Here is a 25,008-nt window from a genome sequence, read left to right on the forward strand (position 1 = left end):
TTTGCTTTCGCTGAATTTTGAGGTGGGGGTCGGGCTGCCCATTAAAGCGGGATAAATTTTGTATAAAAACAAAATATTATTCATTACCCAACAATAAATTATTGTTTATCGATAATTTTTTATTGATTATCCCCTTGTAATAAGCTATTATATTTTTACAGAAAATATTAATGTAAGGATTGATTTTATGGACAGGACATTAAAAATCACAAAGTTAAATATGTTTTTAATGATTTTTCTCATCCCGATTATAGTAGGGATAATTGTTGGTATACTAACTAAATTGGGGCAAAGTATACTTCCTGGACATTGGAATTCATTAGCTAATCTAGGAAGCGTTTGGTTAGTTCCATCCTTTTTTGTGGCTAGCTTTAGTTATTCTAAGCGTACAGCTATACTTTCTGGTATCCTTGCACTATTCGGAATGGTATTAGGCTACTATGGTTATGCAATAGTTATTAAAAATATAGCTCACTCTATTTATTTTATATCTGTATGGATTGTATGTGCATGTATAGGAGGAACTATCTTTGGAATTGCAGGTTTTCTATGGAAAGATACTACAAATCCACTTCATAAATTCGGAAGCTCACTTATTAGTGGAGTTTTTGTAACGGATGGACTTCACATTCTTTTAAATTTTGAAGACTATAGTCACATGTTACCTGTTGGATATACCGAAGTCATAGTCGGGATTATCTTGATTCTTGTATTAGAACGCTCTAATGCTCATCGAATTTCTTCTTTCTTAATGATGATTCCTATCACTATTTTGGGATTAATTGGATATAAATTATTAAGTTTGTTTACTTAATTAAAATTCATAAAGCTAGCTCTTTTAAAGGGCGAGCTTTTTTCTTACAATAAACTATTTATATATTAATAAATTATTAAATCCCTCTCATTTAACAGCCTTATTTATTATTGTGTCATTACACATACTTACACGACCTTTTATTAGAATCATACCAGTCTTGTATATCATTTCATTTAATCCATATAAAGTAAGGCTAAAAAACTTATTTCAAAAGTTCTTTAGCCTGAGTCATTTTACACATTAAAAAATATAATACGTACAACGGTACCTTTACCAACTTCTGAATAGATTTCTACACTATGTCCTAATTGCTTCGTAATTTCATATACGAGATATAGCCCCATTCCAGTTGATTCTTTAAAATCTCTACCGTTTTCTCCTGTAAAGAAAGGTTTGAATACTCTTGGTAAATCTTGCTTCGGTATACCTACACCATTATCAGCAATTTCAAGTATAACATTATTACCTTCCTTACAAGCTTTCACTTTAATTTTCTCTCTACTACCTGATGAATATTTAATCGCATTCGATAGTATTTGTCCGATTAAAAATTGTAACCATTTCGCATCACTTTCTACAGTAATGTCCTTATCAATTTCAAGCTCTGGATATACAAAATTCCGGATAAAGAAACGTTTATGCTCATGTACCGAATCATTCACTATTTTATGTAGTTGTACTCTTTCTACATAAAAATCTTGTGTAAATGCTTCTAAACGTGCGACATACAGAGCCATTTCTAATCCCTTTTTTAATCGATCAGTTTCCTCATTTATACTTTCAAAACGTGAATCTACTTCATCCTGTGTAATTAATTCTATTACAGATAAAGGTGTTTTCATTTGATGAATCCACTGATTCATAAAGGTTAAATGGTCATTATTTTTTCTCTCTTGCATTTGCAGCTGATTTTGATAATGTCGATATTGCACCTCAAGTAGTTCTTGAAGAGCAGCCGATACAGCTGCAAAATCAGATTTTTGAACAGATTCATCCAAAGATTGCATCGGGTTTGCTAGGCGCTCATAAAAAGAACGATGTGTAAAATAACGAAACACTAAATAACTTCCCATAAAGAAAACACCTAGAAACATTGCATATAACGCCGTTGTAATATGATTATGCCCATCAAACCAATATACGAGAAATATAGCTAGTAGTTGAATTATGGTAAAGCAAATAAGTGGTATATGATCACGTATAAACAACCTTATCATTTTTCTATACCATTATCCCAAGTAATATGAAATCTATATCCAACACTACGAATCGTTTCAATCGCACCTTCTATATGCAACGTTTGTAACTTTTTACGCACACGTGTTGTATTTACACTTAATGTATTATCATCAACATAAGATTCACTGTCCCATAATTTATTAAGTAACACTTCTCTACTCACAACACGCGGATAATTTTTCATTAATGTCTCTAATAAAATGGCTTCGTTTCTCGTTATATCAATCTCGTCATTTCTAAGTTTCAATACAAGTCTTTCGGGATATAAACAAAGACCTTGTTGTTCAATCATTCGTTCTTCTAATTTCGGTGCATAATCTCCATATGCACGTCTTAAATGACTACGAATTTTCGCCACTACAACTTCATAATGAAAAGGCTTCGGAATAAAATCATCGCCACCGTTTTCTAACGCCATAACTTGATCCATCGTGCCTTCACGGGCCGAAATGAATAGTATCGGACATGTTGAAACTCCCCGAATTTGACGACACCAAAAGTACCCATCAAAACTCGGTAAATTAATATCTAATAAAACTAACTCTGGTTGTTCTTCTAAAAAAATGTTTAATACATTTTGAAAGTCCGATACAATAACTCCTTGATAACCATATTTCGCAACATGTGTCGATAATAGTTCTGCAATTTTCATATCGTCTTCTACAATCATAATTTTGACCATTATTGAACTCCTTTTTAATCCACAATCTCAAATATACTTATATAAAATAAATACTACCTCTTTTCACAAAATCAGTAAATTAAAAAAAGGATGCTTTTATACAAAAGTATCCTTTTTCGTCCCTTATCTATTTAATATGAAATTTACTAAAAGTAAATCCTAGTTTCTCCACATAATCCATTCCTAGTTCCATACGCGCTGTTTTCAGCGGATCCACAACTTGGCAAACTTTTAAATTACCTGCTGCCGATAATAAAAGCGTTGCATCAGCTTTAGACATTGCTAATTCTTCATGTAAAAATGTCACCATATTACGTACAGCACGATTTGCTGCATCATCTAACAATTTCTCTGAAGCAATCGTCATCATTTTTTCTTTTTGAATAGCCATTGGTAATGGCCATTGTTTTCCTTTTATAATTTGAACTGTTACCGTTACCTCACCAGCAACCTCTACACCACTAACACCAATTTCACCATCACCCATTGCTGCGTGTAAATCACCTAATGCTAATAGTGCTCCTGGGACATTAACTGGTAGTAGTAATGTTGTTCCTTCTTTAATTTCTTTACAGTCCATATTCCCGCCGTGATCATGCGGTGTGCCACATGAAATGCTCTCTTCTTTCGGTGCAGTACCAATTACCCCAATCATTGGATTAATCGGGATTTGTAGTTCACTTGAAAACAAAACATATTCATTATGTATTGGGACAATTTTCACTGTATTTTCATTTAACTCATCACCCATTACACCAAGGTTTGCACCTGTAGTTAAAACGCCCTGCTCTGCAATTTCAATTTTTTCAATCGTTACGACTAATATATCGCCAGGTTCTGCTCCTTTAACATATACAGGTCCAGTCGCTGGATTAATTCGGTTCCAATCTAATTCTTGTAACACAACATCTTCAGAATCGATTTGATTTTCAAAGCAATCATATGTTTCAAATACAAGACTGCTCCCAATTTCTACTTCCATACACGGCTTATTTTCTGGTGACATTGAGTAAATGATATGGTCTTTATGAATTCGATACATAATACCTCTCCCTTTTATATTTATCTACTATTACTAATTAGCTTTTTTTATACAAGCTCCTCTTAAAATTAAATGTTATTTTTATGTAAAAAAGCACGCAGATTGTTTTATAACATACACTCTTTACTATAACAGAAAGGTGGTATCACTATGCCCCTTATTCCATACAACGAAAGTGATGTTGATTTACTAGCTCGATTAATTCGTGCTGAAGCTGAAGGCGAAGGTCGCCAAGGTGAGGAGTTAGTTGGATGCGTTGTAGTAAACCGTGTATTTTGTGATTGCTTAGATTTTAAACAACTCCGTACCGTACGAGACGCTGTATATCAAAGCCCCGGCGGATTTGAAGCAGTACAATATGGATATTTTTATCAACGCGCTCGTGAATCAGAAAAAGAAATCGCACGAAAAGTTTTACAAGGTCAATGGCGCTGGCCTGCACGATGGGCTCTTTGGTATTTCCGTCCAGTTGGAGCTTGTCCGCCTGAATGGTATAATCAGCCATTTGTAGGACAGTTTAAAAGCCATTGTTTTTATGAACCAAGTGGTGATGAATGTCCGAAAATGTATTCACGATAGTAAAATTTGCAACGCAAGTACTTAGAAATTTTGGTACTTGCGTTGCTTTTAACTGTGTTTTAGAAATCTAATAGTGTGATGAAATTTTCTATGCCTACTACATGTATTAATAATGGTATACGAGGACCATTTGATTGATTCATAATGAGCTTATATATAATAGTGAATAATTGTTTTTGATTTTCTTTCATTATTTTTTTATTTTCATGATGACAAATCGCATATAATTGCTCCATTAAGTTAGAGTAATCTTTATTAGAACGAAGTATTTTACAAACTTCTACTAGCCATTCTTTCTGCCTTTCATCTAATGTGTAGTAAAACTCTGCATTTTTCTCCTCATTTACCGCGATTAATTTTTCAAATTGAAAGTTTCTTATCCAATACTCTGCGCGATTACTTATCGCTCTCATTTCATCTAATGCATAGCTCCTATCTATTTTCTTTAATATCCCCTGTAAAATAGTTGAATCAAAATTTAATAATGGTAACGTTCCTGCTACTTGATTAAATTTCGGATATTCTTTAATCTCACTATCAACTCTAGAGATTTTAATTGCATCAAATAAATCTTCATTTTTGAGCGTTTTATTTTCATAACTATCTTTCAATCGCTCATACTCTGTATAATTACGAATCACATCTTCATCCAACCCAATATGAAAAGCAGCGCCTGGTTTGTATTTTGCAAACATAAAGAGAATTACTTCTGGTATATACACTTTCAATAAATTGCTTGGTGTAATACTATTCCCTGAAGAACTAGACATTTTTTCATGATTCCCTTTAATACCAATAAAATCGTAAGCAACGTAATGAGGCGCTTCTCGATTGAATATTTTCCTTGCAATTTCTTTTGATACATTATAACTACCCGTTTCTGATGAATGATCTCTACCGCCCGGTTCAAAAATAACATCCTCTATCATCCATCTCATCGGCCAATCGATTTTCCAGTTTAGTTTCATTTTATTTGTATTTAATACGGATAACTCTTTTTCATTTCCGCATTCACATTCATACCGGACTGTTTTTAATACTTCATCAAAATGTGTAATAGTTGTTGTATCTTTTCCGCATCTCTCACAATATAATGTAGCTGGATAAAAGCTCTCTCGTTCTTCTTCACTACACTCTCTAGTTTTAAAACCCATTAAAATATCATATATTTCTTTTCGTTTATACAAGGCCTCTAATATATTTTCGTTATACCTTCCGCTTCTATATTCATCATGTTGATAAATAAATTCTACTTCAATTCCAAATGCTTGAAGCGATTTTTCAAACTCTTTTTCAAAATGCTCCGCATACGAGTTATGACATCCATACGGATCTGGAATATCACAGTATGGCATACCAATATACTTTGCAAAAGATGGATCAATATTTTTTGGAACTTTTCTAAACCTATCATAATCATCCCACGAAAATATAAAACGAGTCTTTTTCCCTAAATCTTGAAGTGCTCTTACTACGAAATAAGTCGTTACGATTTCACGAAAGTTCCCAATATGAACAGAACCTGACGGACTAATTCCAGATGCACAAACAAACTTTTCTTTATTTGGATGTTTCCTAATTAATTCATGTGCTACTTCATACGCCCAATGCATATATTACTCACCTCAATTATTTTTTGTTTCTCATTTCCAGTTTTATGCAACAAAAAAACTCCCACCCCCCAAGATTATTCATCTTGAGGACGAGAGTTGTTAGCTTCGCGGTACCACCTCAGTTTGTTAATATGTCACCATATTAACCTCTTCAGGTACGGCAAAATATGCTTATACCCTATCTCTATAACGGGAGAACCCGTCGCACCATCCCTAAATAAATTAGTTCCTTGCGCAGCTCCAAGTCTTTTTTCATTAAGATGTATACCGCTCTTTCTCAGCTACCAGAGCTCTCTGTACGTATTCTTTCTTAACTACTCTTCTCTTCTATGCCTTAAATATTAGTTTTTTAATATGATAATTTATAACACTTTTATTGTCAAACTTTTCCGAATCGAAATCGTAAAATTATCTAAAAAAATTCTTTATCGCTTCTAATTGAATTTTGTGGCTACACTCATCACAACAATATGCCCCTTTTGGTTTCTCTTTAAATCGCTTATATTTTTCACTGCCTTCGTAAACACGAAATATATTCTTACAAGAAAAGCAAACAATCTCATAAAACATCATATGCATTTTCCTCTCCTTGTTTATACACTTTTTTAATCACTTGAGAAGGTCATTTTTCTACAGTATCAATTTTAATATCCTTTGACTAAAAGGTTTACCTCTATTCTTATCGAATTATATTAATATCTTATAACGCGAGGTGAACATCTTGTTCAGTAATATAGAATTAGTTTTAGATGCTAAAGCAAGTTTAGCTGAAGGACCATGTTGGAATGGAAAAAAGCAACTTTTATATTGGGTTGATATTACGGAGAGAAAATTATGCATATATAATCCTACCGCTAATACGAACCGAGTAATTGTTCTCAATCAACAAATTGGCTGTGTTGTTCCATATTTAGAGGATGTACTACTCTTAGCTATGGAAAACGGCTTTTATTCTATTAATGTAAATACAGAAAAACTGACACATATTTTTGACCCTGAACCACATTTAATAGAAAATCGTTTCAATGATGGAAAATGTGATCCAGCTGGTCGTTTCTGGGCAGGTTCTACAGATACATACGGTATGAATGCTGCAGGTTCCTTGTATTGTTTACATCATAATCTAAGTGTAGAGAAAAAAGTTTCACATGTAAATACATCAAATGGAATTGCTTGGTCACCTGATCATACATACTTTTACTTTATAGATACACCTACTAAAAAAGTGGTTCGCTATCAATATAATATACGTACTGGAGACATTCATAATCCAAGTGATGTAATCAATTTCTCTGAAAATGATGGTCTACCTGATGGTATGACAATTGACGAAGAAGGTTGTTTATGGATTGCACATTGGGGAGGTTCAAAAATAACTAGATGGAATCCCTCTACTGGAAAACAAATATTAAGCATTCCAATTCCCGCGTTATATGTAACATCATGTACATTTGGTGGGCCTAATTTAACAGATTTATATGTTACAACAGCCAGAACAAGAATGAGTGATAACGAATTAAAAGAGTATCCACATGCTGGTGGTATTTTTCGAATTCAAACAAATGTTAAAGGCTGTCCCACCTATTCATTTTGCAATAAAAATATTGGAGCTGAAACAATGTGAACCGTATCGATTACATAAGACAAGAAGAAAAGAAATATCACGACCTTTGCTATGAACAATATAAACTGTTTGAAGCTGGCTCTTGGCTTTTCAAACCAGTTAAAACGGTTATGGACTTGATGAACCACTTTGACGGACAAAACAACTTGCAAGTACTTGACCTTGGCTCTGGCGTTGGGAGAAATAGCATTCCAATTGCAAAAAAAATAAAAAATACTAGCGGCACCGTTACATGTGTTGATTTACTTAATTCCGCTTTAACAAAGCTACAAATTTATAGCAAAGAACATGATGTATTCGAGGCTATAAAAACAGAAGAAGCAGCAATTGAAAACTATCATATTGACTCTAACGCTTATGATTATATCGTTGCAGTATCAAGTTTAGAACATGTCAGATCAGAAGAAGATTTTAAAAATGTACTCCACTCTATGAAAAGAGGTACAAAAAACGGTGGTATTAATTGTTTAATTATTAACTCTAACATACAAGAAATTGATTCAATAACGAATGAAGAATTAGAAGCTTTAATTGAAATTAATCTTCCAACCGAAGAAATGATAAGTACTTTAAAAAGCATTTATAAAGAATGGAAAGAACTAAAAGTTGAAATAAAAGAATTAGCTTATGATATTGTTCGAAATGAAAGACACATTCAATTAAAAACAAATGCTATATCGTTTGTAGTTCAGAAATAATCGTATAATAAAGATATGATTATTTCTCTCAGATTTATTTTTATTGCACGAAATTTGCAACTATAAATATTTATGAAACAAAAAATAAAAGAGCACTTGTTTCCGCAAGTGCTCTTTTGGGGATTTTGAGATACCCTATTAACGAAAGTTAAGGTTACTTAAAGTTAAAAGGTATTTATATTATATGCTTGTCCTTTTTATTTGTGCATAATCAATATATAAACATCTTTAATCATTCTTAATAACTTTTAGTTATCGTTCTTTCTTACCTTTTATCATTAAGAAATTGATTGAAGGTTTATTTGCCATGTTCTTATTTGGTTCATCAATTTCCGAAACTTTTACTAATCTATATTGATTAAAATCTTTTTTTATAGATTCAGAATCATAAAAGAACATTTTTACACCTTCCATTATCTCATAATAATCTTTATCCAACTGTTTTCCTTTTCCGTACATGGGAGCTTTTTTAGAAACAGTTGTAAAAACCATATATCCGCCTGGTTTTAACTGATTATAACAATCTTCAATAAATTTCTCTCTTTCCTGTTCATTCAACAAATGAAGAAGTGCATGACTAAATATCCCATCATACAGTTTATTATCAAAAGGCATTTCGTTTACTGAACCGTGATACATACTAACATCTTCTAGTCCGTTTTCTCTTGCTAAATCGATCGCTGTTTTCGAAATTTCAATACCTGTTACATTTATACTATTTTCGATAAAAACCTTTGCATTTCTTCCATATCCAATACCCGGAACTAATATATTCTTAACGTTCTTTTCAAGAAAAAAATCTTTTGTCAAAATTGCAGATTCTGTAGGTTCAAATCCCCACATCGTTTGTTTTTCGATAAAACTTGATTCCCAAAATTCCATTATGTATCTATCTCCTTATTTTCAATCCATTTTTAGTATCACATTAAAAACTTATAAATTTTAACGCTGCGTCTACCTATGCCAAATTAGTTTTTTACCACATTCACTATAAGTCCATTGAATATAGCACAATTATAAGCCTATATCTATTATAATGATTGGTTTAAAATCCACCCTATTTTATTAATCCTTACGTTTGTAGAAAAATAAAAAAGCCAATACTTCCGTTATAGTATTAGCTTTTTCTCACGAGAAATTATCTTTTTATATTGTACCGATCTAATACTTTTTCTAACATTTCTAAAGTTATTGGTTCTGCTTCTTTTATTAATTGATAACCAATACGACCATTCGGTTCCGCTGTAACTTGCTGTAAACTCTTTACGTCATGAATCCCTTTTTCTCTTAATTGCATATAAAGTTGTTGTTCCGACATTTTTGCCTGCATCAAATTCTCTTTTACAATCTCTCCGTTTTCAACAATTATAATGCTACTTCCATTTAAAAATTGTTCCACCTTCCTTAATTTCAATTCAAAGAAATGAATGATAAGTAATATGCTTGCAAATATGATAGCCGCGAATATAGATGGGACTACTTTTCTACTTAATACAGGTTCTACAATAATACGGCCAATTGATACAACTATAATGATTTCAGCTCTTGTCATTTGGCTGACAGATGTACTACCTGTCATTTTCAAAACAATTATTCCAGTAAAAGTTAATATAATACTTTCCCAAATTATATTCATAATAACCCAATCCTTTAATGGTGTATTTTACTATCATTCCCATTAAAGGTGTGTTTTACTTACCTATTAAGTTGTTAAATCCTTCAGACCATGATGGAAATAAAGGTATCCAACCATACTCTTTACGTGCTTTATTATTGGAAGCTCCTCTTTCCCAACTATTTTTCCCATCTTGAACTTTAGGCTTAGGTGCCCCTATCGCTGCTGCATATATTGGTAACCATTCTTTACTAGTTGCTGGATAATTATCTACAATATTTACGATTCCTGAAGGCCAATTAAGGGATAGCATAGTAGCTCTTGCAGCATCTTCGACATGTATAAACGAGATTATCCCGTCTGATGCAATAATCTCATTATTACGAACTTGATTTGCTATTAATCCGTTTTCCGCATACCATGTTCCTGGTCCGTATAATGTGCCATAACGAAGTATTACCGATTCAGGTAATTCAGTAACAGCTTCTTCTAATTTCAATATGCCATTAACAGTGACTTGTCGAGGCATGGAAGCAGTAATATGTAGTGAATCTTTTTCAGTCGCAAATGTATCCCCTGGTTCATACGCCCATGAAATACTTTGAGCGATTATTTTCTGTACCCCTACATTTTTAGCTGCATCGACAAGGTTACGAGTGCCTTTTGTTCTAATTTTTGCATTATCCTCAAAATCCCATGAAGATAATGACGTTAATTGATGAATAACTACATCGGGATTTGTTTCTTCTAATACAGAAAATACAGCCTTTCTATTAAATACATCAGCTATTACTGGTATGGCACCAACCTTTTTCATTGCTTCTACTTGCGAAGTATTACGGATCATCGCAAAAACTGTATGCCCATTTTTTATTAACATTGGCAATAAAGAACGTCCTATTACACCCGTTGCACCTGCTACAAATATTTTCATATATGTTCCTCCTCATTTAGTAATCATAAATGTGACGAAACATTTGTAAGGTATGTGACAAATATTTTCTCATTTTTTTCGTTATTCATATGAAACATATACTTTTAATGGTTTAATTATCCCTAAACTCAATTCATCAAAGCATTGTATGAGTGAAGTATAATGTATTTCATGTTGAAAGATCTCTTCTATAAATGGTGTTTTTCCTATTTCTTCAAAAAACCAATCTGCATGCTTTTGATAATCGTATCCATCACTTGATCCAATGATTTGCAATTCTTTCTGATAAAAGTTAGCAGTTAATGTTAGTTCTTCTATATTGCCATCAGACAGTATACATATTTTACCATTAGTTTTAAGAGCTTTTTGCAAAGTATGGAACCCACTATTTGTAGCAGAACATTCGAAACCATAATCATATGTTTCTATTATTTTCTCTTCTGAATCATATATGTTTTTCGTACCAAACTTCTTTGCAAAATCTCTTCTATTTTTATTAGGCTCAACAACATCCACGTGCTCAATGCCTACATAGTATTTTAAGAAATAACAAGCGAGTAAACCAATAACTCCCATTCCAATTATAAGTACTTTTTCATCCTGTCGCGGGTTTAGTTTCAATACTCCTTTAGCGGCATCACATGAAAGAATAGATAATAAAGCAATTTTAGGTTGTATAGAACTAGGCACTCGAATTACTTTATGCGCCTTAACTATCCCTATCGTTTCATGTCCATAAAAAGAAACTACTTTATCACCTACGTTTACATGTGTTACTTGATTACCAACTTCAATCACTTCACCATAACTTTCATATCCAGTTTTTCTTGGATAAAAAGGATGCGGATCTGTAACATCGGATCCATTATACTGTGGTAACTCGGCCCCAATGCTTATCGATCCTGCGATTGTTTTAACGATAATTTCATCGTCCTGTATGTCCTTAATTTCATTTGTTTCCCACTCAAGTTGTTTAGGCCCTTTTACAATTAACTTATATTGTTCCATTTATATCCTCTCTTTTTATAAAGATGTTATAAGTAATATTGTTATCCATCTAAATTTCGACTAAATTTATTTACCTAATAGATGATAAATTACCCTTGCCCACGTTTATACCTTTAATGCTCCTGTACCTTTCTGTTCAGCGTCTAATACTTCAAGATTACTATTCTGATAACATTTTAAGAAAAGTCGTTGCCGCCCAAATGAAATACGCAAGTTGCGTCACGATATACATCGTAATTTCAAAACCTGTAAGCTTTCTTTCCCTTTTTATTTTCTTTAAATATCTATAAAAACAAAATGAACATAAGATCAGTAAAACAATAGACATTTGATATAGATTATCCACTAAAAGAACTGCCATTTATTTCATCACCTTTCCAATAGAAAGCGGGCTATAGTTCAAGCATACCATAAAAAAGGAATTAATTACCATGTAGTCCAGAGCAAATATTACCCAATTAAAACCAGTCACCTTTTTGAATTTATTCAATACAATGTTATGTAATCGACTACACACGATATAATAGGAGATTACTTTCTTTCACTGCAAATGCTTAGGAGGAAGTTGTACATGCAATTGATTCATAACATAAGAAAGGCATTTAATAACCTATGTAACTACGATACGTTCAATTTAATACACACTATTCAATCATTAAATATTTCACTTCATAAAATAGCTCCTTTTATTACTTCACCAGTTAATCTTGAATACGGAAGGAACGTTATCTATCAGTCTGAATTCGTAGAGATTTTAGTATTAAATTTCCCCAGCAAAGCAAAGACCTTTGTGCACGATCATGGAATATCTGTAGGATGTATACTAATAGTCAATGGTACGTTACAAAATATAACGTACGAAAATAATAGCGAGCGGATTGAAGAGTTTACAGAGGGAAATATTTTCACAGTAAAAAAAGATACTGTGCATAAAATGTATAATGCTACAGATTCAGCAGTAATAACTTTCCACGTATATTCCCCACCATTAAAAGATGTCCAAATATATGAATAGTCTTTAGAAGGAGGAAATATGCAAAATTTGAAAGATTACTATATAAAGAGCTTACAAGATGGTCGTAACGTTTGGCTCTATGGACAAAAAGTAGATGTAACTACAGACAAACATTTTGCAGGAACATTAAGTACCATTTCTAATTTATTTACATTGTTTGATGATCCAATACGAAGAAATTCTGTTGGATATGTTAGTCCAAAAACGAAAGAATTTGTCCATACAGCCTTTTTAGTTCCGAATTCCTATAACGAATTATTAATGAGGAGAACCGCTTTTGAAACGTGGAGTTATGCTACAGACGGTGTAATGAGTAGACTATCTGATTACGCAAGATCGAGACTTACTGGCTGGTACGTATCAAAAGATTTTTATAAAAAATTCGATGCACAGTTTCCAGATAAAATTACATCTTATTATGAAGAAGCAAGAGATAATCACTTATTCTTAAGCGTAGTTCAACGTGATCCACAAATAAATCGATCTACAGAATCAATGTTGAATACAAACGACTTAGGATTACTAAGAGTTACGAAAAAAACTTCTGATGGAATTTATTTAAGTGGTGCTAAAATGATTGGTACTGCTTCTCCTTATTCAAATGATTTATTAATCTATCCATTAGCAAAACTGACTGATACTCAAAAAGATTTAGCTCACTTTCTCATCGTGGCAGCCAATTCCCCTGGATTACATATGGTTTGTAGAGAACCATTTGCGAATACACATTCAATTACAGTTGATTCCCCTCTTAGCTCACAGTACGATGAAATGGATGCACTATTAATCTTTGATAATGTATTTGTACCATGGGAACGAGTCTTACTATATAACAACCCTGAAGCGTTATGGGCAATAAAGTCAGATGTAGCTTCTAGTAGTTTAGCTTATCACCAAGCAATTGTACGATTAGTAGTAAAGCTAGAATTTATAACTGCAATTGCTTGTGAAATTGCTGAAGCGATCGGTGCTACTACTTATTTGCATGTTCAAGAGAAGCTTGGGGAATTAATTATGCAAATCGAAACAATTCGCGCACTTTTAATTGCTGCAGAAGTTGAAGGTACTACAAATGAAACGAAAACTTATTTGCCGAATTTTAAATATATCGAAACTGCAAGGAATCTTGGTTCCAAATATTATCCCCGTGCAATAGAAATTTTACAATTAATTGGAGCAGGTGGGTTCATTCAACTTCCTTCGAGCTCGAATGACTTCCAAAGTCCGATAGCTAATTTATTGAAAAAGCACTTTAAAGGAACGAATATAGATGCCGAACAACGCACAAAATTATTTAAGTTAGCCTGGGATATCATTGGAAGTCCATTAGGATCTAGACACGAATTGTATGAAAGATTTTATGCCGGAGATCCAATACGAAATACAGCTACGCAATATGTAAATTATGATAAAAATCATTTTAAAAAGATGCTAAGTAAATATTTACATTAATGAAAAAGAGCACTCTTTTCTAAGAGCGCTCTTAAAAAACATATAGTTATTCAGTTACATATATAGTTGCTCCGTCCACAACTGCTACTTTTCTCTGTAATGGTTTCATTTTATTCACCTTTAGTTTTCTTCTTACACATGATTCTTATCATGTTTTCTCGTATAGACTTCCCCATTCTGAGTAACTAATTTTAATGCAATTTCACCACAAACTCCATGTAGTATTTCAAATTCACCTTGTGCATTTGAAATACTACGCATCTTACTTTCAATTGAATCTTCATAAATTTTCACATTAGTTATAGGTTCGTTATTTTAATCTACGATAATACCTCTTGAATACTTTGCAACTGCTATGCATTGATCCTCTTTTTTATAATATGTAATCACAACAATTGCACCTGCCACTATAGCGCTACATACAAACAAGAGAATGATTTTGCGCCTCACAACGAACCTCCTAATTCAAATTATTCTTTTCTAAACTGAAAATTAAACTGTCTTAATTGCTTGATTTCCTCAATTACTTTACGAATACCTTCTTCAATCTTATCTTCTTTTACATTCGAAACATTTAACTTTAACAGTTTTTCTTTAGGAAAATTCCTCATATAATTCTTATCAATAGTATCGACACTTATTTGCCTGTCACCTAATTTTTGTATAAGTGTTTCTGTAACTGTGTTTTTCTGCATTTCTAAACAAGTGTGTATTCCAAATGTGTTTTGTCTATTATATGTAAATAATGATGGATCTTCATTTTGCACTTTTTCTAATGTTTCTGCTAGTTTTATTGATCTATTATAGTAGGAAGAATTAATTTTACTTTTATGACGTTCAAACATACCGCTCTTTATATAAATTTCTAAAGCCGCTTGAGAAATCATCGGACTATCAATATCTAGTATCTTTTTGTATGTATAGAACGCATTTGCAATGGATGGTGGGATGACTGCAACTCCAACCCGTAAACCAGGAAAAATAATCTTCGAATAACTTTTCAAATATATGACATGACTACAATTATCCAAGCTATATAACGGATCTGCTTTTGAATCAGTTTCTAAATCTGCTAAATAATCATCTTCCACTATAAATACATTGTATTTCTTAGCCAATAGTGTGATTTTTTCTTTCTCATCTTTAGAATAAGAAGTTCCAAGCGGATGATGATATCTCGGTATCGTATAAAAGAATTTTATTTTTCCAGTTTGAAATATTTGCTCCAATTCATTCAAATCGATACCTTCATTCGTACGTTTAATACCGATTACAGGAACTTTATTTATTTCTAGATAATCAATATATAGATGATATGTTGGCTGTTCAATTAATACAGTTTCATTTCCATTCGGAAATGGTATAGAAGTTAATATAGCAAGTGCCTGCTGAACACCTGATGTTATAAAAATATTTTCTTCTTTTGTAAAGACTTGATAATTTGCTAGTTGTTTTTGAATAACTGGTATTAAAGATGGTAAGCCTTTCGGCGTTCCATATACAAACAAATCATTTTTATACGTATCAATAGCCTTATTAATACAATGTTGAAAATCTAAATACGGAAAAACATCTGGATCTGGTGCTGAGGAGACAAAATCAATTATCTCGTTATTTTCTATAGTACTCTCTGATTTTTTAACAACGTAGTATCCACTTTGAGGGACAGAATATATAATGTGACGCTTTTCTAATTCATGAAGAGCACGTATAACTGTTGCCTTATTACATTCATATTGCGTAACGAGTGACCGTATAGACGGTAATTTCTTTCCTTCTCTTATTTCTCCATTTTGAATCATATTTTCTATGTCGTTTAAAATATGTAAATACTTATACATCTTACACCTCCTTCAGTAATTCCATATTTAATTATATCGATTTTTCATTCATATAGCATTCATTCCTCAATTAGTTAATTTTCCGATCATCTATATCGTAAATCCCAATAGCATATGAATCATTTTCAATCCATTTCTTTACTGCTTCTGTTTTAAGTACCCCTTCAACTTCTTTTTCTATTTTCTGTCCAAGTTCTCTCGCCCCTACTTCATCATCGCTAATCTTAGTTTTTATATCAATGGTAACAGGTTGATTCTTTTTATAATTTATTTGCTGAATACCAAACCCTTCATATCCATTTTTTCTGAATACGTCATCAAATATATGTCCAAAAACTTGATTCCATCTACTCTCTGCCTTTACAACTTCTCTATTTCTTTGAGTTATATTGATTTTATAAGACGTTACACCTTGTATCACCAATCTTTTATTAATATCATTTTTTATTTCGTTACTATCTTCGCTATCAGCAATCTCTAAATCTAATATTCTTTCTTTTTCATCTCTTATAGCAGCACTAAAAAAAGATTCCTCCTTTACCGCGGCTGTAGCAATATCCATCACTATAGACTCTTCACTTTTAGCATCTTCAATGTCATTCTCACAGGCACATAATAAAGCAAGTGGAAATAAAAATACAAGTAACTTCTTTCCCTTTCTCATGCAGCACCCCTCCATATATTTTCATTTACGATAAACTTTTTACTTTGACATATAAATACCTTCTTTCATTATTAAATTTAACATTATTTCACATTTACCCCACTTAACAAGGGAATTACAATTAATAAATAGAATATCTCTATGAATAAATAAAAAGTGAGGGATATATAATGCAACATGTAAATACGATTGATATTAGTAATGTACTACAATTGGAAAAAACTCTTTCGACTTTATTAAATAAAATGATTTCTTCAAAACTAGACCTTGAAAATTGGTTAAAAGAGCAGTCAAAAGTAATTTGGGACATCGAAGAACAATTAAGATCACATTACATCGCCTTTCAATGTAATACGGATGATGAAGAAATAAAGGATACTTTTGAACATGATCAACAATTTGTAAAGCCACTTTTAAAGCGGTACCAAAATTTATTGGATAATAAATATTTAGAGTCACCTTTTCGAATGGAATTAGATTCTAACGTATATGGTTTATTAGATACAAAAATAAAAAATGCTCAAAAGTTATTTTGTGAGGAAAATATCGAATTAGAAATAAAGGAAGACAAATTAGTCACAGAGTACTTTGAAATCACTGGAGGATTAAGTGGAATTTGGGACGGAGAAGAAAAAACGATAACAGAATTACAATCCTATTTACAAGATTCGAATCGTGACACCCGTAAAAAGGCAAAAACCATTATTTCTGAACAATTTTTATCTGTTGAAAAAGAACTCCAAAACATATTAAATCAATTAATTGAAATTCGCCATCAAAAAGCAAAAAATATTCAACTAGAGAATTATCGCGATTATATGTTCAAAAAATACGAGCGTTTTGATTATTCAGCGATAGATTGCTATGAACTAGCTGAATCCATACGTAAGTATGTTGTGCCTCTTAAAGATAAAATATTGCTAGAGAAAAAAGATAAACTGCAATTGGATATGCTTCGCCCGTGGGATGTATCAGCTGTAACTCCAGATCAAAAAGTACTTAAACCTATTGCAAATGAAAATGATTTAATTGAAAAGAGCACTCATATCTTTAATAAACTAGATGTTGAATTTTCAGCACTTTTAAACCGAATGTATAAACACAATTGTCTTGATTTAACAAGCCGCAAAGGAAAAGCAGCTGGTGGCTTTTGTGAGTACTTACCAGCTTCACAATTATCTTATATTTTTATGAACTTAAATTATACACAAGATGATATTGTCACTTTTATACATGAAATGGGTCATAGTATTCATAACGAACTCATAAAACCATTAAAATTACGACAGTATATAGAAATTCCAGCTGAAACAGCTGAGCTAGCCAGTATGACAATGGAGTTATTCTCGCTTAATTATTGGGATACCTTCTATACAGACAAAAAAGATTTAAAACAAGCAAAAATTAACTTCTTTAAAGATGTTATTTCATATTTACCTATTATGCTTATTGTCGATCAATTTCAACACTGGCTGTATGAAAATCCAAGTCATACTTCTGAAGAAAGAAATGAAAAATACTTACAACTTCAAAAACATTATCAGTCTAGCGTCATACATATTGATGGCTACGAAAACTGGATAGCAACGAGTTGGCTACCTGTACTCCATATTTTTGAAGTACCATTTTATTATATTGAATATGCGATCGCCCAACTTGGTGCATTACAAATGTATAAACAATATAAAGAGGATCCTAAGCAAGCGCTAGAAAATTATAAAAAGGCATTATCACTAGGAAGCTCGCAATCTATAAAAGAAGTGTATGATGCAGCCGGTATTCGTTTTGATTTTTCTGGTGAAACAATTAAAGAACTAATGCTATTTGTAGAAAAAGAATTAGAATTACTTGAGCAATTATAAGAAGAAAGCTGCACCTATATTTTTGGTGTAGCTTTCTTCTTTATTTTATTAATCAGCTCTATGTACTGAGTATCTCCATATCCGATTGTTGGAAAAAGATAAAACAACTTTATTAATAATTCACGAGTTGATAAATCTTTATTTTTAGAGATGAATTTCATTACTGCATTATCTTCTGTTAACATTTCTAAAAATAAGTCTATAGCCTGATACATTACAGGTGGTACCTTATGAGAGGTCTTTTTATGGTTTACTAATACTTCATTGTATATAGAAGAATACTTCCCCAATTCAAGTTCAATTTGATTTACTTTAAATTCATCCTCTCTAAAGTTATTTAAGTATACCTTCCCTTCATAAACAGACTGTTCAAGGTGAGAAAGTATGGTAAGTAAGTTCATTTGACAAAACATATCTTCACCAAACCATAAAACAATACATTTATAATTTTTCGTAAAAAGTTTTTCTAACGGATCTATAACCTTTTTTGTATAACTTTCTACGGAACTGTTATGTCCTTCCGCTCTTGTTTTAATAAAATCCTCATCAAAAACTTGTGTAGTAGCAGGGTTCACACACATTGCCTCATTAAATGGTGCATAATCAGAATCACCCATTAGCTTTTTATTTTTAAATTCTTCATACATAACTTGACCATTTAATATGTTAAGTACCTCTTTATCAAATAGCTCACTCTTCCTATTTCGTAACTGTTCAACCTCTATTTTTCTAGAAATATTCATTTTAAACGCCCCTTCTTTATTTAAATTTAGTTTAACAAATGATTGGATAGGCATTTTGTTAAGTTGATATTCTCTTGGATTCATTCCAAAAACATTTTTACATATTCGATTTAGCCGTTCCTATTTATAGTGCGATAGAATATTCATTTGCTGGAAATGGGAATATCGTTGACTATGAGTATTCTATTACAAAAGCACTATTTGAAGGCTACCAAGAGGAAAATGAGCTACCAAAAGAGATGAAAGACAAGTTTCCGTTATTTATTAAATTAAAGGAGATTTTTGAATATAGCTTAATGCATATGTATTGGGATAAAGAAGAATTAACGGAGGAACAAGTACGGATTATGAACCTTTATAGGATGAAGATCGAAAATAAGAATACCTATATCAATATTTAAGAATGCCGTTGTTTAACTGCAAGGAAACTTTGGTTAAACAACAGCATTTATTAATTAGCTGACAACCTTTTTTATGACTTATAAATACTGATTCAATAATCTTCTCAAATACACTTCATTTTGCGGTGATACTTTTTCAGAAAATCTAGCTACAATAATTATAGGAGCCCATTGAAAAACTTCATCTCTTGATAAGCCGGTACGACTGCAATATATATGTAAATACATCTCAGCTAATTCTACCGAAGATTGTGAGTACAACAAATATGTTCGAAATACATCTGCGCGAATATCACCTGAACTAGCATCTACCCAATCTATAACTTTCACTTTCTCTTCCTTACTCAAAATCAAATTAAATGGATGAAAATCTCCATGACATAGCCTAAAATCAAATGTAATAAAATCTAATTTTTGTAATATATCCTTCTTTTTGCGTTCATCCAATTTATACACAGATTTAATTTGACGCTCTAACCTTTCCCTCATTAACTCCATTTCATCTGTATTTACATGTATAGCATGGATCTTTTTTTGCTCATTAACACAAAGGCTGATATAACGCTCTGCCTCATTTAAATTATTAAGCAGAAGATCACCAATGTTGTCCCCTTTTACATGTTCCATAATAATTGCCTGTCTATTTTGTATCTTTTTCACTTCAAATACGTTTGGAACTGGCAACCCACATGAATACGCATATTTTTGTTTTTTTGCTTCATTCATAGACTCTGTATCTGGGAGGTAATCTTTAAATAATTTTACAACCTTATCATCAGTTAAATAAATTTCTGCAGTATTCCCTTTTGCAATTGGATTACCTAGATTCATTTCTCTCCTTAAAATAAATTTGAATAACGCTTAATCCTTTTCTTTGCATTCACTCTAATCATAACGAAAACCTTCTTCACGAAGATATAAAAAACTTACCACTTTCTATCCTTAAATAGAAAGTGGTAAGTTTAGTTCTTTAGGAATATTGGAATGAAACTCTGGTGTATACACAATAGAAAATGAATATCCCTGCTCAATAAATGATACTTCATTATGTTTACATTCAAAGGGAACATTATTTATCTTAAAGTTATTATGGATTCGCTGTAAAAATGCGACGTCTGGTGTTCCGAAAGAAACGTGTACTTTCGGTGATAGAGCTTTCATCGCGATTGGAATCCAAGGTCGCTGCCACCAAGTCGCGACGATATATGCAGTGCCACCTATAACAAAGTTAAAAATATCCCCATCTTCCATCGTTTTCATATTTAGATTTGATTTTAACCATTCCGTAAAAACAGGTACACTCTTAACGGGAAGACCGATTTCCCTTACGTATAAAATGTTTAAAGGTGAATATGGTACTAATACATCTTCTTTAACATAACTATGCGCAATAATTTCGAGTAGATTTCCATCTCCGTCTTTAAAGTATAAATTGAATAGACCATTCTCTTCACCAATTACATTTCCATTTTGCCATTTCACAATGAGTAATCCAGAGTCGTTTAACCACCTTGCTGTTTCATGGAATTTTGAATATGGGATTTCAAAAGCAAAATGTGCAGGTGCGATTGGTTCATACACTTCTTGAAAACTAATTTTTGTATAAGGTGTTACTTCAAATTGAATGAAGGATTCTGTTTCTTTTTTTATTGGAAAAGATAATATGTCCTTATAAACTTGTTTTACCCCTTCTATGGAAACCGTTTGTAGTTTTATATCTGATATATGTGTAATCACTTTACATTCCCCCTCATTTCTTATTATCTATTCGTATTGTATTACAATTATAAATAGATAAAATCAAACGGAAGGATGGATTTTTCATATAGAAACTACAACTTTAGTATGAATATGTTAGCTCCAATTATTTTTTATTTCCGCTATAACAATTTCTGGTTTATCCCAGTGCAACATGTGTGTAGTATCAGGAATTACTTTTACTATACTGTCCGTTTTCTCTTTAAAAATATTTACTGTCTTATCTCTATAATCCGCCCAAACTTGTGGGACTGTAGCTCGAAGTAATACAATATTAGCCGGTAGCTTCTCATATATATCTATTGTTTCATCTTTATGCATACCTCTTATTATATTACTAGCTGTATTTCCCCTGGCATGCCACCATACTTTATTATCCATTTCGATCCCTAGATCCTTTACAGCAACTTCTAACAATGAAGACCATCTAGTATAAGCTTCTTTTTCACTTTTGAAAAATTTGTCCCAATTATTAAAAACGTATTCATCAAAGTCCTTTTCATAATAAGCAATTTCTTCTTCCAACGTTTCTTCTCGAAGCCTTTTTGTTTGATATCCACCATCAATAAGAATACTTCCTTGTACTTTTTCTGGATGATTTAACAAATAAAATAACGCTACAAAACTTCCCCATGAATGTGATAGAAAATAGAAGTATTTGATTCTCAATTCATTTATTATTTCATTTAACCAATTTGCTAAATTGTGCATCTCATAATCTTCTGTTCTTTCAAATGGGGGTGTTTTACCATGTCCAGGTGCATCAACGGAGATAAATCTATACTCTTCTTTTAATTCCTCAGCAATTTCTATAAAACTTAAACTCGTACTACCTAATCCATGTAAACAAAAGATAACGGGCTTCTCATTATTCCCCCATTCAGTAATATGTACATTTATTTTTTCATTGCTAATATAGTAACGTTTCAAAACATTTATCCTCCATATTTTGATTTTTTAATTTACACTTTATTTATTTCTATTATTTTCAAGTATTTCCTGTATTCTTTTCCACACAAAAAGCTGCTTTTCTTTAAATGAAAAGCAGCTTTTACACTAAAATACATTATAATTTAACAGCAATAATCATAAATCTTTTTGAATTCGTACGAATCCCTTTTTCAGAACTATACGTATCAATGAACTTTTGTAAAATAGTAAAATCCTCTTCCTGTTCTCCGAATCTAGGAATAATAGGGGTATGTTTTAATAAGAAAATGAGATCTTCAGACCTACTGTAATAATCAGTAACATCATATTCACGTACTTGCACGAGATCAAATCCTGCACTAATAAGTTCATTCATATAATTTTCTTTTAAAGTACCATCCCGTTCACCTAAGCATTGTCCTCTACCAAATGCTTCTTTCAGGTTTAATTTATCATTCTCACTTACTTGTTGTGTTAAGAAAAAGGCACCCTTTTTCATTACTTTCGCTAACTCAGATGCCAGAAACGGGGCATGACAACTTGAAGCAATATCAAAATGTGCATGTGGAAATGTTAAAGCTTCAGAACCCATTTGAAGAAACTCAACATTTTGTACACCTGATTTTTTCAAGTTAGAATGTGCCGTTGCAATCATGCCGTTAGAATTATCAATTCCAATCAACAATTTAGCTGATGATGCTATGTTAAGTACATTTTCTCCTCCGCCTGTACCAACATCAAGTAAAATATGTGATGGTTTACACCTTTCTTTTACCTCACTATAAAAGTCCCATGTATCTCCTACAGTTTCACATTTTATTTTGCTAAAATCCCATCCATTTAATCTTCCTACTTTATCATAGAAGCTTTTATACTCTAATTCGTTCATCTTATTACTTCCCCTTTGTAAAAATAAATTAAATATGTATAATAACCTACGACACTCCTTAATTATATATTATAAAATACAAATTATTAAAACAACATTTCCCTTCACACTACAATAAGTTTACATAACATTTTTATGGTTTATCTTTATCTATATATTCTAAATGCCCTCTTCCCCAACTACACATACTATCCAAAACAGTACTGACTGTTTTTCCATGTTCAGTTAAGCTATATTCTACTTTAGGTGGTATTTCTTGATAAATTTCGCGTTTTATTAGTTGATCTTGCTCTAATTCACGTAATTGCTTCGCTAACGTCCCTTGAGATATATCTGGTATCAATCGCTTTAATTCACCAAAACGTTTCATTCCATCTGTTAGCAAAATAAACAAAATGAGTGACTTCCATTTCCCACCGATTATTTGTAATGTTGCTATTACCCCTTTTAACTTCGTTTCTTGTAAATCCATTTTTCTCACCTCTCCTCAGATATCATAAAGTGAAACTTTAATCAGTGGGGGTTTTGTTCATCCCACACTGATTATTAGTTGAACCAATCGAGCTTTTACGGGCAATTGATCTCTTCCCTAACTTCCTTGCATTTTCCTAACTTTGAGGTGAGAGTTTTACTGCCCGTTAATGCGGGATAAACCATATTTAGAAATTTTTCCTATTACTTATCCGCATGTATAGCGATTAGTACGAAATTTGCGACTATGTACATATAAAGTGCGTACTTTTCACTTGCTCCCTTTTAGCGAATAATAAAAGCATAGCACAGTTAGTTATATTCTAAATTTTTTATTAAAGGAGTGGCTAAAATATGTCTATTACTACATTAAAAAATAGCCGTATTGTTATCATTGGCGGGAGTTCTGGTATTGGATTAGCAACAGCAACACAAGCAATTAAACAAGGCGCACATGTTATTATTGCCGGACGCTCGGAAGAAAAATTAAAAGTTGCTCGAGAAGTAATAAATAACAATCATCTTCAAACTTATATATTGGATAATCAAAATAAAGAGCAATTACAAAATTTTTTCAAGATAGTTGGGAACTTTGATCATTTATTCACACCGGGAGCCTCTTACACACTTGGACCGATTACCTCTACAGAGGAAATTGCTGAAAGTAGCTTCATCGGAAAGTTTTGGCCTCAATATTATGCCGTAAAATATGCAATTCCTTTTCTTTCAAACTCTGGATCGATTGTGTTAATGTCTGGTGCATTTAGTCAAAGACCACTTAAAGGCGCTCCTGCTTATGGAGCTTGCAATGGTGCTATTGAAAGTTTAGGGAAGGCTTTAGCTGTGGAATTAGCTCCTATTAGAGTTAATGTGGTTTCTCCTGGAACAATACAAAGAGAAAATGAACAAAATGAAAATAGACTAGTTGCTTACGAAGCTTATAAATCTCTTTCACTTGTACAACGAGCTGGATTTAATGATGAAATTGCACATACTGTCCTATATTTAATGCAAAATAGTTTTACTACGGGTAATGTATTATTTCCTGATGGAGGGTACACATACCATTAATTATTAAAAATTTAATGCCTCCTTGTATTAACTAGTATTAAGGAGGCTATTATTAACTAA

Annotated in this window: 27 protein-coding genes, 1 pseudogene and 1 other annotated feature; of the genes and pseudogenes, 9 read left to right on the forward strand and 19 right to left on the reverse strand. The window is 32.1% G+C overall.

What is annotated here, in order from left to right:
• The first annotated feature begins 187 nt into the window (after window positions 1-187).
• Entirely contained in the window at window positions 188-814 is a 627-nt protein-coding gene (locus MR107_RS20140; RefSeq protein ID WP_000376264.1) for a DUF6518 family protein, read from the forward strand.
• A gap of 236 nt (window positions 815-1,050) precedes the next feature.
• Here the strand turns inward: MR107_RS20140 and MR107_RS20145 are convergent, their stop codons facing one another.
• From MR107_RS20145 to MR107_RS20155, 3 genes are all read right to left on the reverse strand, one after another.
• Window positions 1,051-2,034, reverse strand: coding sequence for a sensor histidine kinase (locus MR107_RS20145; RefSeq protein ID WP_002183605.1), 984 nt, complete (start codon window positions 2,032-2,034; stop codon window positions 1,051-1,053).
• Window positions 2,031-2,738 carry a response regulator transcription factor gene (locus tag MR107_RS20150; RefSeq protein ID WP_000238994.1) on the reverse strand — a complete coding sequence of 236 codons (708 nt, stop codon included), beginning with the start codon at window positions 2,736-2,738 and terminating at the stop codon, window positions 2,031-2,033. The genes MR107_RS20145 and MR107_RS20150 overlap by 4 nt, the downstream gene beginning before the upstream one ends.
• Before the next feature lie 127 nt (window positions 2,739-2,865).
• The gene (locus tag MR107_RS20155; protein WP_017656684.1) at window positions 2,866-3,780 is read right to left on the reverse strand and encodes an acetamidase/formamidase family protein; all 915 of its coding nucleotides are present in this window, start codon (window positions 3,778-3,780) and stop codon (window positions 2,866-2,868) included.
• A gap of 150 nt (window positions 3,781-3,930) precedes the next feature.
• Between MR107_RS20155 and MR107_RS20160 the strand changes: the two genes are divergently transcribed.
• Entirely contained in the window at window positions 3,931-4,359 is a 429-nt protein-coding gene (locus MR107_RS20160) for a cell wall hydrolase (protein WP_001128402.1), read from the forward strand.
• A gap of 59 nt (window positions 4,360-4,418) precedes the next feature.
• On the opposite strand, the gene lysS is transcribed toward MR107_RS20160, so the two are convergent.
• Entirely contained in the window at window positions 4,419-5,972 is a 1,554-nt protein-coding gene (gene lysS / locus MR107_RS20165; protein ID WP_048538119.1) for a lysine--tRNA ligase, read from the reverse strand.
• An 82-nt stretch (window positions 5,973-6,054) separates the two neighbouring features.
• Window positions 6,055-6,311, reverse strand: a binding site (T-box leader).
• Window positions 6,312-6,380: 69 nt separating this feature from the next.
• Complete coding sequence (locus tag MR107_RS20170; protein ID WP_000551042.1) at window positions 6,381-6,551, reverse strand: DUF2197 domain-containing protein; 171 nt, start codon at window positions 6,549-6,551, stop codon at window positions 6,381-6,383.
• 142 nt (window positions 6,552-6,693) lie between these two features.
• On the opposite strand from MR107_RS20170, the gene MR107_RS20175 reads away from it, so the two are divergent.
• A complete protein-coding gene (locus tag MR107_RS20175; RefSeq protein ID WP_242292634.1) occupies window positions 6,694-7,596 on the forward strand; it encodes an SMP-30/gluconolactonase/LRE family protein in 903 nt (300 codons plus the stop codon).
• Window positions 7,593-8,294: a class I SAM-dependent methyltransferase gene (locus tag MR107_RS20180; protein WP_242292635.1), complete on the forward strand. Its 702-nt coding sequence runs from the start codon at window positions 7,593-7,595 to the stop codon at window positions 8,292-8,294. Before MR107_RS20175 ends, MR107_RS20180 begins: the two co-directional genes overlap by 4 nt.
• A gap of 252 nt (window positions 8,295-8,546) precedes the next feature.
• Here MR107_RS20180 and MR107_RS20185 read toward each other — a convergent pair whose 3' ends face one another.
• The 5 genes from MR107_RS20185 to MR107_RS20205 all read right to left on the reverse strand — a co-directional run bounded on the left by MR107_RS20185 (window position 8,547) and on the right by MR107_RS20205 (window position 12,212).
• Window positions 8,547-9,176 carry a class I SAM-dependent methyltransferase gene (locus MR107_RS20185; RefSeq protein ID WP_242292636.1) on the reverse strand — a complete coding sequence of 210 codons (630 nt, stop codon included), beginning with the start codon at window positions 9,174-9,176 and terminating at the stop codon, window positions 8,547-8,549.
• Between the two features lie 256 nt (window positions 9,177-9,432).
• A complete protein-coding gene (locus tag MR107_RS20190; protein ID WP_001021700.1) occupies window positions 9,433-9,930 on the reverse strand; it encodes a DUF421 domain-containing protein in 498 nt (165 codons plus the stop codon).
• Window positions 9,931-9,985: 55 nt separating this feature from the next.
• Window positions 9,986-10,843: an NAD-dependent epimerase/dehydratase family protein gene (locus MR107_RS20195; RefSeq protein WP_000689433.1), complete on the reverse strand. Its 858-nt coding sequence runs from the start codon at window positions 10,841-10,843 to the stop codon at window positions 9,986-9,988.
• A gap of 81 nt (window positions 10,844-10,924) precedes the next feature.
• On the reverse strand, window positions 10,925-11,851 hold the full coding sequence (locus MR107_RS20200; RefSeq protein WP_000438848.1) for a zinc-dependent alcohol dehydrogenase: 927 nt from the start codon (window positions 11,849-11,851) through the stop codon (window positions 10,925-10,927).
• A 160-nt stretch (window positions 11,852-12,011) separates the two neighbouring features.
• Entirely contained in the window at window positions 12,012-12,212 is a 201-nt protein-coding gene (locus tag MR107_RS20205; RefSeq protein WP_000279689.1) for a hypothetical protein, read from the reverse strand.
• A gap of 210 nt (window positions 12,213-12,422) precedes the next feature.
• Here MR107_RS20205 and MR107_RS20210 point away from each other — a divergent pair, with 210 nt between their 5' ends.
• Window positions 12,423-12,866, forward strand: coding sequence for a cysteine dioxygenase (locus MR107_RS20210; RefSeq protein ID WP_001176009.1), 444 nt, complete (start codon window positions 12,423-12,425; stop codon window positions 12,864-12,866).
• A gap of 18 nt (window positions 12,867-12,884) precedes the next feature.
• Window positions 12,885-14,318: a 4-hydroxyphenylacetate 3-hydroxylase family protein gene (locus tag MR107_RS20215; protein WP_242292637.1), complete on the forward strand. Its 1,434-nt coding sequence runs from the start codon at window positions 12,885-12,887 to the stop codon at window positions 14,316-14,318.
• Window positions 14,319-14,450: 132 nt separating this feature from the next.
• Here the strand turns inward: MR107_RS20215 and MR107_RS20220 are convergent.
• The 3 genes and pseudogenes from MR107_RS20220 to MR107_RS20230 form a co-directional block, all read right to left on the reverse strand.
• Window positions 14,451-14,768, reverse strand: a pseudogene (locus MR107_RS20220) (hypothetical protein).
• Between the two features lie 20 nt (window positions 14,769-14,788).
• A complete protein-coding gene (locus MR107_RS20225) occupies window positions 14,789-16,159 on the reverse strand; it encodes an aminotransferase-like domain-containing protein (RefSeq protein WP_242292638.1) in 1,371 nt (456 codons plus the stop codon).
• A gap of 70 nt (window positions 16,160-16,229) precedes the next feature.
• Entirely contained in the window at window positions 16,230-16,823 is a 594-nt protein-coding gene (locus MR107_RS20230; RefSeq protein WP_001225387.1) for a DUF4030 domain-containing protein, read from the reverse strand.
• Between the two features lie 170 nt (window positions 16,824-16,993).
• Here MR107_RS20230 and MR107_RS20235 point away from each other — a divergent pair, with 170 nt between their 5' ends.
• The gene (locus MR107_RS20235; protein WP_242292639.1) at window positions 16,994-18,685 is read left to right on the forward strand and encodes a M3 family oligoendopeptidase; all 1,692 of its coding nucleotides are present in this window, start codon (window positions 16,994-16,996) and stop codon (window positions 18,683-18,685) included.
• A gap of 14 nt (window positions 18,686-18,699) precedes the next feature.
• On the opposite strand, the gene MR107_RS20240 is transcribed toward MR107_RS20235, so the two are convergent.
• On the reverse strand, window positions 18,700-19,512 hold the full coding sequence (locus MR107_RS20240) for an AraC family transcriptional regulator (RefSeq protein WP_242292640.1): 813 nt from the start codon (window positions 19,510-19,512) through the stop codon (window positions 18,700-18,702).
• On the opposite strand from MR107_RS20240, the gene MR107_RS20245 reads away from it, so the two are divergent.
• Complete coding sequence (locus MR107_RS20245; protein WP_002006075.1) at window positions 19,503-19,829, forward strand: hypothetical protein; 327 nt, start codon at window positions 19,503-19,505, stop codon at window positions 19,827-19,829. The genes MR107_RS20240 and MR107_RS20245 overlap by 10 nt on opposite strands.
• Before the next feature lie 78 nt (window positions 19,830-19,907).
• Here the strand turns inward: MR107_RS20245 and MR107_RS20250 are convergent, their stop codons facing one another.
• The 5 genes from MR107_RS20250 to MR107_RS20270 all read right to left on the reverse strand — a co-directional run bounded on the left by MR107_RS20250 (window position 19,908) and on the right by MR107_RS20270 (window position 23,878).
• Entirely contained in the window at window positions 19,908-20,660 is a 753-nt protein-coding gene (locus tag MR107_RS20250; RefSeq protein ID WP_242292641.1) for an aminoglycoside phosphotransferase family protein, read from the reverse strand.
• Window positions 20,661-20,771: 111 nt separating this feature from the next.
• Complete coding sequence (locus MR107_RS20255) at window positions 20,772-21,566, reverse strand: VOC family protein (protein ID WP_226368693.1); 795 nt, start codon at window positions 21,564-21,566, stop codon at window positions 20,772-20,774.
• 117 nt (window positions 21,567-21,683) lie between these two features.
• On the reverse strand, window positions 21,684-22,517 hold the full coding sequence (locus MR107_RS20260; RefSeq protein WP_000833456.1) for an alpha/beta fold hydrolase: 834 nt from the start codon (window positions 22,515-22,517) through the stop codon (window positions 21,684-21,686).
• Window positions 22,518-22,653: 136 nt separating this feature from the next.
• Window positions 22,654-23,406 carry a class I SAM-dependent methyltransferase gene (locus tag MR107_RS20265; RefSeq protein ID WP_001003873.1) on the reverse strand — a complete coding sequence of 251 codons (753 nt, stop codon included), beginning with the start codon at window positions 23,404-23,406 and terminating at the stop codon, window positions 22,654-22,656.
• A 133-nt stretch (window positions 23,407-23,539) separates the two neighbouring features.
• A complete protein-coding gene (locus tag MR107_RS20270) occupies window positions 23,540-23,878 on the reverse strand; it encodes a winged helix-turn-helix transcriptional regulator (RefSeq protein ID WP_000365541.1) in 339 nt (112 codons plus the stop codon).
• A 353-nt stretch (window positions 23,879-24,231) separates the two neighbouring features.
• Here MR107_RS20270 and MR107_RS20275 point away from each other — a divergent pair, with 353 nt between their 5' ends.
• A complete protein-coding gene (locus MR107_RS20275) occupies window positions 24,232-24,948 on the forward strand; it encodes an SDR family oxidoreductase (protein ID WP_000029108.1) in 717 nt (238 codons plus the stop codon).
• Window positions 24,949-25,008 lie beyond the last annotated feature (60 nt).

This window comes from Bacillus cereus group sp. BfR-BA-01441 (assembly GCF_022663075.1).
Lineage (GTDB): Bacteria > Bacillota > Bacilli > Bacillales > Bacillaceae_G > Bacillus_A > Bacillus_A cereus.